Raw genomic sequence first — 11045 nt, forward strand, 5'->3', positions numbered from 1 at the left:
CCTGTCGCAGCCGGCGACCAGCCACGCCCTACAACGCCTGCGCGACATCTTTGGCGATCCGCTGCTGGTGCGGACCGGCGCGCGGATGGAGCTGACGCCGCGGGCACAGGCCCTGCGCGCGCCGCTGGCGCAGGCGCTCGACCAGGTGCGGGGGCTGTTCGTGCCTGACGATTTCGACGCCGCCCGCAGCGAGCGGCACTTCCGACTGATGATGCCGGATCTCGCGGTCGAGCTGCTGATGCCGCCGCTGATGGAGAAGGTGACGCAGGCCGCTCCCAACGTCCGCATCGACGTGGTGCCGTGGCGGGGGCCCGCGATCTTCCACGCCGAGTTCGCCCGCACCATCGACCTCGTGATCTCGATCGGCAATGCCTTCAAGGGCTTTCACCGGCAATTGCTCTACACCGACAGCGATGCGCTGGCGGTGCGGCGCGGCCATCCGGTTGGAACGAAGCTGAAGCGGCGCGAGGCATTTCTCGCCGCGCGCCATGTCGGCGTGAACATCCGCGGCAATGCCGAGGATCTGATCGACACCTGGCTGCGCGGCAAAGGCATCGAGCGGCACATTTCGCTGGTGGTGTCAGGCTATCTCGAAGCGCTGCACGTCGCCGCCCGCACCGACCTCGTCGCCTTCGTGCCGCGCCGGCTGATCGCGGCGCTGTCGAAGCAACTCGGCCTCGTCGCGGTGACGCCGCCGCTCGACCCCGGTATCGACGAGCAGTTCATGTTCCACCCGACCCGGGCGCAGATGGACCCGGGCTCGATCTGGCTGCGGCGGCTGATGCTGGAGACGGGGCGGGAGCTGGAGAAGCGGGGTCGTAGGGTGGATTAGCCGAAGGCGTAATCCACCACTGTCTGTCTCCGCGCAGATGGAAGTTGGTGGGTTACGCTTCGCTAACCCACCCTACGAAGCCGGCGAACCTCACGCCTTCTGCGCGTCCATCACCTTGCGGATCGCTGGGCGATCCGACATGCGCTTGAAATGATCGGCGATCTTCGGCGTCGCATTGATGTCGACGCTGTCGCCTTCGAGCCAGTGCGAGAGCGTGTGGAGATAGGGATCGCAGATCGTGAACTGATCGCCCATCACCCAGGGCCCCTTGAACATCTTCTGCTCGATCAGCTTGAAGCAGGCACCCATGGTCTCCGGGACCTTCGCCTTCATGTCCGCGAACGAGCTCTCCTGCGTCGCCCAGCGCGCGCCGCGCATCTTGTGAGCATGGTTGATGTGCACGGTCGAGCAGAGATAGGAATTGAACGATTGCACCTGGGCGAAGTCGAAGGGATCGTCCAGCGGCGCGAGCTTCGCCTTGGGGAAGGTCTGCGCGATATAGGCCAGCATCGCCGGCGTCTCGGTGAGGACGCCGCGGTCGGTCACCAGGGCCGGCACGCGGCCCTTCGGGTTGATGGCGAGATAGTCCGGGCTGTTCTGCTGGTTGTCCTTGAAGCTCAGCCGTTCAGCCGAGTAGTCGGCGCCGGCCTCCTCCAGGGTCATGTAGGTGGCGAGCGCGCAGGTGCCGGTGGCGTAGTAGAGCTTGAGCATGTCGGACCTCATGGGAAAATTGGAAATTAGCGGCTGTCGTCCCTCAGGTCTATAGCACGCCATTCTACGCACTTGCTCTTCGCAGTTGCCCACATCCGCCCGCCTGTGCCAAGACGCCCGCAGTCGGAGGGGTCTTGTCATGACGGTACTCATCGCCGGTGGCGGCATCGGCGGGTTGACGCTTGCGCTCAGCCTGCACGCAATCGGCATTCCCACGAAAGTGTTCGAGAGCGTCGCGGAGCTGAAGCCGCTCGGCGTCGGCATCAACGTCCTGCCGCATGCGGTGCGCGAGCTGATCGAGCTCGGGCTGATGGACAGGCTGGATGCCAGCGGCGTGCGCACGCGCGAGCTCGCCTATTTCTCCAAGCACGGCAAGCCGATCTGGAGCGAGCCGCGCGGGCTGGAAGCCGGCTACAAATGGCCGCAATTCTCGATCCATCGCGGCACGCTCCAGCAGCTGCTGCTCGACACCGCCATCGAGCGGCTCGGCCGCGACAACATTTTGACCAGCCATCATCTGACCGGCTGGACCGAGACGGCAGGCGGCGTGCGCGTCGACTTCATCGACAAGACAAGCGGCAAGGCCGCCAGGACCTACGAGGGCGCGATCCTGATCGCCGCCGACGGCATCCATTCCGCCGCGCGAGAAAAGCTCTACCCCAACGAAGGTCCGCCGATCTGGAACGGCCGCATCCTCTGGCGCGGCGTCACGCCGGCAAAAGCCTTCCTCACCGGCCGCACCATGATCATGGCCGGCCATGAGATCCTGAAATTCGTCTGCTATCCCATCTCGAAAGAAGCGGATGCGTCAGGCAATCATCTGATCAACTGGGTGGCCGAGCGCCACATGCCGCCGACCTATCAGTGGCGGCGCGAGGACTATAACCGCACCGCGCGCCTGGAAGAGTTCCTGCCCTGGTTCGAGAGCTGGCAGTTCGACTGGCTCGACGTCCCCGGCCTGATCAGGAACTGCCCGCACGCCTACGAATACCCGCTGGTCGACCGCGACCCGGTCTCGCAATGGACCTTCGGCAAAGTCACGCTGATGGGCGATGCCGCGCATCCGATGTATCCGATCGGCTCGAACGGCGCTTCCCAGGCGATCCTCGACGCCCGCACCATCACCCGCGAGATCCTGGCGCATGGGCCGACGCAAGCCGCGCTGCTCGCCTATGAAGCCGAGCGCAGGCCGGCGACCACCGACCTCGTCCTGCTCAACCGCAAGAACGGCCCCGAGCAGGTGATGCAGCTCGTCGAGGAACGCGCGCCTGATGGCTACAAGGTGGTCACCGACGTGCTGTCGCAGAAGGAGCTGGAAGACATCGCCGCGAATTACAAGCGCGTCGCGGGCTTCCAGGTTGAGGCGCTGAACGCGAAGCCGCCGATCGTGAGCAAGGACGCGCGCGCGAGTTAGCCACTCATCGCGCCGCTGGCTCCGCTTCACCTCGCCCCGCTTGCGGGGAGAGGTCGGATTGCATCGAAGATGCAATCCGGGTGAGGGGGTATCGAATATCTCATGCGCGGAGAGAAGCCCCTCCCCCTCTCCCCGTAAGAACGGGGCGAGGGAGTGAGAGAGCGGCGCCCGCACTACTTCACCACTCTCGCCGCCTCCAATAACCGCTCGCTCGCACTCGCCGTCGCCAGCACAGTGCCGTCCTCCGCCATCAGCTTGCCCTCGACGAAGGCAATGGTCTTGCCAAGCTGCGTCACCCTGGCCTCGCCGATGATCGGGCCGGGCCTTGCGGGGCTGAGGAAATTCACGGTCATGCTGATCGTGGTGGTGTAGAGCCGGCCCTCGCTCATCACCAGCACCGCGGGTCCCATGGTGTCGTCGAGCATGGCCGAGAGCATGCCGCCCTGAATGAAGCCGGCGGGATTGCAGAACTCCGGCTTGCCTTCGAAGCCGAGCCTGATCCAGCCCTGCTCGGGGCGGGCATCGAGCAGGCGCCATCCGAGCAGTTCGGCGCAGGGCGGCCTCTTGAAGTTGTCGAGCGCGGTCTTGACCATGCAAACCTCCGTTGCCGACAATTCAATAGCGTAGGGCTGCTGCCAGCCCGCTGTCAGCAGCCGAAGCGCCGCGCCGCAGCCGCCGGGGAAGCGGATGTCCGGGAACCCGACGATTTTAAGGTCGCTTCAACCACGCGGGTTCACGACCGATTCAATACGATCCAATTGGGCAATTCGCCGGTAAGTGGTTGGCAGTTACCACATGGGACAAGCGACGGTGACACCGGAGCCTTTCCATGCGAGCCCTACTGCAGCAGGCCGCCAACCGCCTGCACGCTTTCGAAGACCATCTGACCGTACGGACGCAGATCGCCGCAGCCGTGGCCGCGATGTCCATCGTGCTGGTCGGCACGCTCGCGGCGGGCGCCGCGCTCATCAGCTACAGAAACACCGCCGCACTCATCGAGAACAGCCTCACGGGAACCGCGTCCACGGCCTCCGGCCGGCTCGATCGCTTCATGGCGACCCGCCAGCAGGAGATGAAGCTGTTCGCCGAATTACAACCGATGCAAACGCAGTGGCAGGGTGATCCGGCCGCGCTGCGCAGCTCGCTGGAGAATCTCCAGCGCACGTTCTCCGAATTCGCCTGGATTGGTTTCGCCGACGTCAATGGCAACGTTGTCGCCGCCACCGGCGGCCTGCTCCAGGGCAAGTCCGTGGCCGCGCGGCCCTGGTTCAAGCAGGGGCTCGAAAGGGTTGCCGTCGGCGACGTCCATGAGGCCGTGCTGCTGTCCTCGCTGCTGACCCAACGCGCCAACAACGAGCCCTACCGCTTCGTCGACATCGCCGTTCCCGTACGTGACACCAACGGCGATCTGCTCGGCGTGCTCGGCGGTCATCTGAACTGGGATTGGGCGAGCAGCTTGATCAAGGACGTCGAGGCCAACGATGGCAACGCCGACGCGACGTTGTCGATCCTCAGCAAGGGCGGCATGGTCCTGGTGGGCCCGCAGAAGGAGACCATCCGTTATGGCGGCGACGAGCTCGCGGGCATGGTGAAAGCCGGCGCCGGCACGTTCAGGGAAACCGAGGACGGCCGGCAAATGCTGACGGCGTTTCACGTCGGCAAGGGTCATCGCGACTATCAGGGCCTGAACTGGATCGTCACCGCGAGCCAGCCGGCGAGCGTCGCGCTCAAGGCCGCGATCTCGTCGGCGCAGGCGATTCTGGCGATCGGTGCCGTGATCGCCCTGATCGCGCTGTCGCTGGCGTTGCTGGTGTCGCGCCGGATCGCCGCGCCGATCATCGCCTTCACGCGGGAGGCCGACCGCATCGGCCGCGCGCATGGTCCGACCATGCTGGCGCGGCAGAGCGGTTCGGCCGAGGTCGTGCAGCTCTCGCGCGCGCTGCGGTCGCTGCTGCGCCGCATCGGCCTTGCCGAGGAACGCACCAAGGAAGCCGAGCTGCGCGCGACCGAGAACGCGATGCAGCTGCAGGAGGACATGCTGAAGCTGCGCCAGCTCGCCGACACCGATTTCATGACCGGCCTGATGAACCGCCGCTCCTTCCTCGCCGTCGCCGACGATGCCGTCGCGTTCTGCCGCCGCTACAAGCGCAACATGGCGACGCTGATGATCGACATCGATCATTTCAAGAAGATCAACGATACCTTTGGCCATGCCGCCGGCGACGATGCGATCAAGCGCGTCGCCGAGATCGTCAGCCAGTCGATCCGGACCACCGACAAGGCCGCCCGCTTCGGCGGCGAGGAGTTCGTGGTGCTGCTGCGCGAGATCGACCAGGAGACCGCAATCCTGCTCGCCGATCGCATCAGGACGTCGATCGAGAGCGCGCGGGTGACCCATGACAATGTGGTCATCCCGATCACCGTCTCGGTCGGGCTCGCGCTGTTCGACGAGAGCGACCGCGACGTGCAGGACATCATCGAGCGCGCCGACCAGGGCCTCTATGTCGCCAAGAAGACCGGGCGCAACCGCACCTTCCTGATGCCGGCGGAGGACGAGCGCGCCGCGCGCGCAGCCTGATAATCTTCAGTCCAGCGCGTGCGCGATCACCTTGCGCATGACGTTGGGCAGCGCCTCGCCGGCAAGGGTCGCGATCGGCACCCAGCGCATGCCTGCGGGCGCGCGCGTGCGGGCTTCGGCCTTCGCCGTATAGACCACCAGCTCCAGCGGGAAATGCGTGAAGACGTGGGTCACCACGCCCACCTTGCGCTGCCAGCGCGACAGCCCCTTCAGCTCCGGTGCCTGCTGCTTCGCCTTGGCATCGTCATGGCCGGCGAGCCAGTCCGAGCCCGGCACCTCGGTCATGCCGCCGAGCAGGCCCTTTTCGGGACGGGAGCGGACGAGCAGTTCGTCGCCGCGCGTGACGACGAAAGCGGCGCCACGCCGCAGCGTTCCGGCCTTCTTCGGCGCCTTGCGCGGGAACGTCTCCTGCGTGCCCTGCACGCGCGCGGTGCAATCCTCGTTCAACGGGCATAGCGAGCAGGCCGGCTTCTTCGGCGTGCAGATCGAAGAGCCGAGATCCATCAGCGCCTGCGCGCTGTCGCCGGCGCGGGCATTCGCCAGCAGCGTCGCCGCCAGTTGCTGGATCAGCGGCTTGGCCTGCGGCAGCTCGTCTTCAACGGCAAAGAGCCGCGACACCACCCGCTCGATATTGCCGTCGACCGGCATGGTGTGGCGGTCGAAGGCAATCGCCGCAATCGCCGCCGCCGTGTAGGGCCCGATGCCCGGCAGCCCGCGCAGGCCCTCCTCCGTGTCCGGAAACACACCGCCATGCTCGCGCGTCACCGCCACTGCGCAGGCGTAGAGATTGCGCGCCCGCGAGTAATAGCCGAGCCCGGCCCACATCCGCAGCACGTCGTCCTGCGAGGCGCGGCCGAGCGCCGTGACGTCGGGCCAGCGTGCGACGAACTTTTCAAAATAGGGACCGACCGCCTTCACCGTGGTCTGCTGGAGCATGATCTCCGACAGCCACACGCGATAGGGGTCCGACGTCTCCCCGGGCATCGCGCGCCAGGGCAGACGACGGCGATGGCGGTCGTACCATGCGAGCAGTGCGATCGGGCGCGACGAGATCTCCACCTGACCGGGTTCCGATTTCGCCTTCAGCGCGGATTTGGGGCTCATGCTCTCACTGTAGCGGCGTCACGCCGATCTCTCCACGTCATGCCGGCGCGCGTCGCGGGCATCCACGTCTTTCTTCAGGGAACAACGAGGATGGCCGGGACAAAGCCTGGCCACAACGGCGAAGCCGCATGTGGCTCGCGCCCCGAGGTGCTATAAGGCGCCCATGTCCAAGCTTCCTCCCATCTTCAAGCCCGGCCCCATCAGCGCCAAGCCGCTGGGGATCCTGCTCGACGACGTCTTTGCCGAGGCCTATGCCAAGCAGGGCTTTGCGGCGCGCGAGCTGGTGACGCGGTGGGCACAGATTGCCGGGCCGGAGATTGCGGCCCATGCCGAGCCGCTCAAGATGCAATGGCCGCGGCCGGTCGAGGGCCAGCCGCAGGAGCCGGCGACCCTGGTGCTGCGGGTCGAGGGGCCGATGGCGCTGGAGATCCAGCATTCGGCGGATGTGATCCTGGAGCGGGTCAACCGCTTCTTCGGCTGGAGCGCGGTCGGCAAGCTGGCCTTCCGCCAGGCTCCCCTGTCCCGGCCCCAGGCCCGCAAGCGGCCAAGCCCGCCGGACCCAAAGGCGGTCGCCAAGGTCGCGGAAAGCCTCGCCGATATCGAAGACGAGGAATTGAAGACGGCGCTGGCGCGGCTCGGAGCCGCCATCAAGCGAAATTGAGCCTCATTTTGCAGCCAATCTGGACCCGTCCTTGCCGCGCGCCATTGCCTCAAACGACGTTTCAAGCTAGCGACAGGCCGCCCGGGAACCTTCAGGGACCCCCGGGCAAGACCACGCCAATTCGGGAGCCGACCTTGATCATCACCCGCCGCGCCTTCACCACGATGCTGTCGCTGACCGGGCTTGCCGCGCTCGCCGGGCTCTCGCCGCTGCGGTTCATCTCCGACGCCATGGCTCAGGCGGCCGGCGACGTGGCCAAGCCGGTGTCGCTGCCCGACATGGCGCTCGGCCCGAAGGACGCCGCCGTCACCATCACCGAATTCGCCTCGATGACCTGCCCGCATTGCGCGGCCTTCAACGAGCAGGTGTTCCCCAAGATCAAGTCGGAATACATCGACACCGGCAAGGTGCGTTATATCTTCCGCGAGTTCCCGCTCGACATCAAAGCCGCCGCCGGCTCGATGCTGTCGCGCTGCATCGCCAACGGCGACGCACCGAAATACTTCGCCGTCACCGACATGCTGTTCCGCCAGCAGAGCGATTGGGTGATGAAGAACACCACCGAAACCCTGACGCGGATCGGCAAGCAGGCCGGCCTGACCCAGCAGCAGGTCGAAGCCTGCCTGAAGGACCAGGCGCTGCTCGACAAGATCGCCGCCGACCAGAAATACGCCAGCGACATTCTCAAGGTGGATTCCACCCCGACCTTCTTCATCAACGGCGAGAAGATCAAGGGCGAGACCTCGTTCGAGGAGTTCGCCAAGAAGATCAATCCGCTCCTGAAGAGCTGATTCGCTCGTCAAGATCCTGATTCGCATCTCGAAAGCCGTATCTTTCCCGGCATAAATCCCTTGGGAAAAGCGGCTTTGGCCGGTTGCCCTCGCGGCGCACCGCGGCCATTGTCCGACCGCATGAGGCGCCTCGCGCGACTCGCCCGGATAGTGACACTGCCTTCCATGGTATTGTCCCGGCAGGGGGATTCGCGCCTGCCAACAGAGATGCGTGCTTATGAAAATCACCCGCCTGCGCCTTCACGGCTTCAAGTCCTTCGTTGAGCCCACGGACTTCGTCATCGAGCCCGGCCTGACCGGCGTGGTCGGTCCCAACGGCTGCGGCAAGTCGAATCTCGTCGAGGCGCTGCGCTGGGCGATGGGTGAAACCTCGTACAAGAGCTTGCGCGCCGCCGATATGGACGCGGTGATCTTCGCCGGCTCCGGCAACCGTCCGGCGCGCAACCACGCCGAAGTGACGATGACGATCGACAATGCCGATCGCACCGCGCCGGCGGCGATGAACGACAGCCAGCTGCTCGAAATCTCCCGCCGCATCGAGCGCGAGGCCGGCTCGGTCTATCGCATCAACGGCCGCGACGTCCGTGCCCGCGACGTGCAGATCCTGTTTGCGGATGCCGCCACCGGCGCGCGTTCGCCCGCCCTCGTCCACCAGGGCAAGATCGGCGAGATCATCCAGGCCAAGCCCGAGCAGCGCCGCCGCGTGCTCGAAGACGCCGCCGGCGTCGCCGGTCTGCACGCCCGCCGTCACGAGGCCGAACTTCGGCTGAAGGCGGCCGAAACCAACCTCACCCGCGTCGAGGACGTGATCGGCCAGCTCGCAGGGCAGATGGAAGGCCTGAAGAAGCAGGCCCGCCAGGCGGTGCGCTATCGCGAGGTCGCGGCCAAGGTCCGCAAGGCCGAAGCCACGCTGTTCCACCTGCGCTGGATCGGCGCCCATGCCGACGTCAACGAATCCGGCCAGACGCACGATCTCGCCGTCCGCGAGATGGCCGAGCGCACCCAGCACCAGGCCGAAGCCGCCCGTATCCAGGCGATCCGCGCCGCCGAAATGCCGGCGCTGCGCGATGCCGAAGCGCGCGCCGCGGCCGGCCTTCAGCGCCTGACCAATGCCCGCGAGCTGCTCGACCGCGAGGAAGAGCGCGCCAAGGAGCGTGTCGCCGAGCTTGAACGGCGTCTCGCCCAGTTCGAGGGCGACATCTCCCGCGCCCAGCAGCAGACCATGGACGCCGACGTCGCGCTGCAGCGCCTCGACGCCGAAGACGCCGAGCTGAAGGAAGAGATCAAGTCGCGCGTCGAGAAGCGTTCCGGTGTCGACGAACGCGTCGGCGAGGCCGAGGCGGTGCTGACCGAGACCGAGCAGCAATTCGCCGAGCTCACCACCGCGCTCGCCGACCTCACCGCCAAGCGCAACCAGCTCGAAGCCAATGTCCGCACCCATCGCGACAAGCTCGCGCGGCTCGACCAGGAGATTTCGAACGTCGCCGCCGAAGAGCAGAAGCTCGCCGCGGAGACCGGCGGCTTCGGCGATCTCGACGAGCTGACCGCGACGGTCGAGACCGCCGAGCAGACGCTGGCGGCGTCCGAGGCCGCCGCGCAGGCGAGCGAAGCCGCGCACGTCGCCGCGCGCCAGACGCTGGAATCCTCGCGCTCGCCGCTCAATGAGGCCGACAAGCGCGTGCAGCGGCTCGATACCGAGGCGCGCACGATCTCCAAGATCGTCAACGGCGAGACCAAGAATCTGTGGCCGCCGATCATCGACGGCATCACCGTCGACAAGGGTTTTGAAAAGGCGATCGGTGCCGCGCTCGGCGACGACCTCGACGCGCCGATCGACCCGTCGGCGCCGATGCGCTGGACCAATGTCGGCGAGCAGGACGGCGATCCGGAGTTGCCTGAAGGCGTCACCCCGCTTGCCAACCACGTTCAGGCCCCGGCCGAGCTGACGCGCCGTCTGGCACAGATCGGCGTGGTGCCGCGCGAGCGCGGCGCCGAGCTGGTCTCGCAGCTCAAGACCGGCCAGCGGCTGGTCTCGCCCGAGGGCGACGTCTGGCGCTGGGACGGCTTTGTCGCCGCAGCCCACGCCCCGACCGGCGCCGCACGGCGTCTCGCCGAGCGCGCCCGCCTCGTCGACATCGAGAACGAGCTGGAGCAGGCCCGCATCGACGCGCAGATCAAGCGTCAGGCGCTGGAGAATGCCGAGTCCGAGCTGCAGATGGCCGCCAGCACGGAAGGTGCCAGCCGCGAAGCCTGGCGCGCCGCGCAGCGCGAGCTGAACGTCGCGCGTGAGCGCCACGCCACCGCCGAGCGCGAGATCAGCCGCCACGCCGCGCGCAAGGCGACGCTGTCGGAAGCGCACAGCCGTCTCGCCGCCGACCGCGCCGAAGCCGAGGCCGCCTACGAATATGCCGAGGCCGGCATCACCGAGCTGCCGTCGAGCGAGGACACCGAGACCCGTCTCGCCGCCGTCCGCAGCGACATCGAGGGCCATCGCCGCATGGCCGCCCAGGTCCGCGCCGAGGCGCAGGCCCTGGCGCGCGAGGCCGAACTGGCCGACCGCCGCGTCCAGGCGATCCTCGCCGAGCGCACCGAGTGGGCAAACCGCAAGGAAAGCGCGGCCTCCCACATCGACACCATCCAGGCCCGCATCGCCGAACTCACGATCGAGCGCAGCGATCTCGAAAACGCGCCGCAGGTCTTCGCCGAGAAGCGCAGCGCGCTGATCACCGAGATCGAATACGCCGAGAACGACCGCCGCATGGCCGCCGATGCGCTCGCCACCGCTGAGACCGCGATGGCCGAGACCGATCGCGTTGCCAAGCTGACGCTGGAAGCTCTGTCCAGCTCGCGTGAGGCCACCGCCCGCGCCGAGGAGCGCATGGAGGGCGCGCGGCGCCGGCTCGAGGACATCGAGCGCGAGATCCGCGACATGCTCGAGGTCGAGCCGCAGGCCG

The 11045-nt window shown here is 67.0% G+C and carries 9 protein-coding genes; 6 read left to right on the plus strand and 3 right to left on the minus strand.

Annotated features, from left to right (window positions below):
* On the plus strand, positions 1–832 hold an 832-nt coding region (locus PMI42_RS09930; protein ID WP_035965099.1), incomplete at its 5' end, for a LysR family transcriptional regulator.
* A 90-nt stretch (positions 833–922) separates the two neighbouring features.
* Here PMI42_RS09930 and PMI42_RS09935 read toward each other — a convergent pair.
* Positions 923–1543, minus strand: a complete 621-nt coding sequence (locus PMI42_RS09935; protein ID WP_008133200.1) for a glutathione S-transferase family protein — start codon at positions 1541–1543, stop codon at positions 923–925.
* Positions 1544–1682: 139 nt separating this feature from the next.
* Here PMI42_RS09935 and PMI42_RS09940 point away from each other — a divergent pair, with 139 nt between their 5' ends.
* Positions 1683–2957, plus strand: coding sequence for a flavin-dependent oxidoreductase (locus tag PMI42_RS09940; protein ID WP_008133202.1), 1275 nt, complete (start codon positions 1683–1685; stop codon positions 2955–2957).
* A gap of 173 nt (positions 2958–3130) precedes the next feature.
* On the opposite strand, the gene PMI42_RS09945 is transcribed toward PMI42_RS09940, so the two are convergent.
* A complete protein-coding gene (locus PMI42_RS09945; RefSeq protein WP_008133204.1) occupies positions 3131–3550 on the minus strand; it encodes a PaaI family thioesterase in 420 nt (139 codons plus the stop codon).
* 236 nt (positions 3551–3786) lie between these two features.
* Between PMI42_RS09945 and PMI42_RS09950 the strand changes: the two genes are divergently transcribed.
* Positions 3787–5535, plus strand: coding sequence for a sensor domain-containing diguanylate cyclase (locus PMI42_RS09950; protein ID WP_008133206.1), 1749 nt, complete (start codon positions 3787–3789; stop codon positions 5533–5535).
* Between the two features lie 6 nt (positions 5536–5541).
* Here PMI42_RS09950 and mutY read toward each other — a convergent pair whose 3' ends face one another.
* Positions 5542–6639, minus strand: a complete 1098-nt coding sequence (gene mutY / locus PMI42_RS09955; RefSeq protein ID WP_008133207.1) for an A/G-specific adenine glycosylase — start codon at positions 6637–6639, stop codon at positions 5542–5544.
* Positions 6640–6802: 163 nt separating this feature from the next.
* On the opposite strand from mutY, the gene PMI42_RS09960 reads away from it, so the two are divergent.
* The 3 genes from PMI42_RS09960 to PMI42_RS09970 all read left to right on the plus strand — a co-directional run.
* Positions 6803–7300, plus strand: a complete 498-nt coding sequence (locus PMI42_RS09960; protein WP_008133208.1) for a DUF721 domain-containing protein — start codon at positions 6803–6805, stop codon at positions 7298–7300.
* A 134-nt stretch (positions 7301–7434) separates the two neighbouring features.
* Positions 7435–8091 carry a DsbA family protein gene (locus tag PMI42_RS09965; RefSeq protein WP_008133209.1) on the plus strand — a complete coding sequence of 219 codons (657 nt, stop codon included), beginning with the start codon at positions 7435–7437 and terminating at the stop codon, positions 8089–8091.
* Between the two features lie 217 nt (positions 8092–8308).
* The coding region (locus PMI42_RS09970; protein WP_008133210.1) for an AAA family ATPase at positions 8309–11045 on the plus strand (2737 nt) is incomplete at its 3' end.

The organism is Bradyrhizobium sp. YR681 (assembly GCF_000282615.1).
Classification (GTDB): domain Bacteria; phylum Pseudomonadota; class Alphaproteobacteria; order Rhizobiales; family Xanthobacteraceae; genus Bradyrhizobium.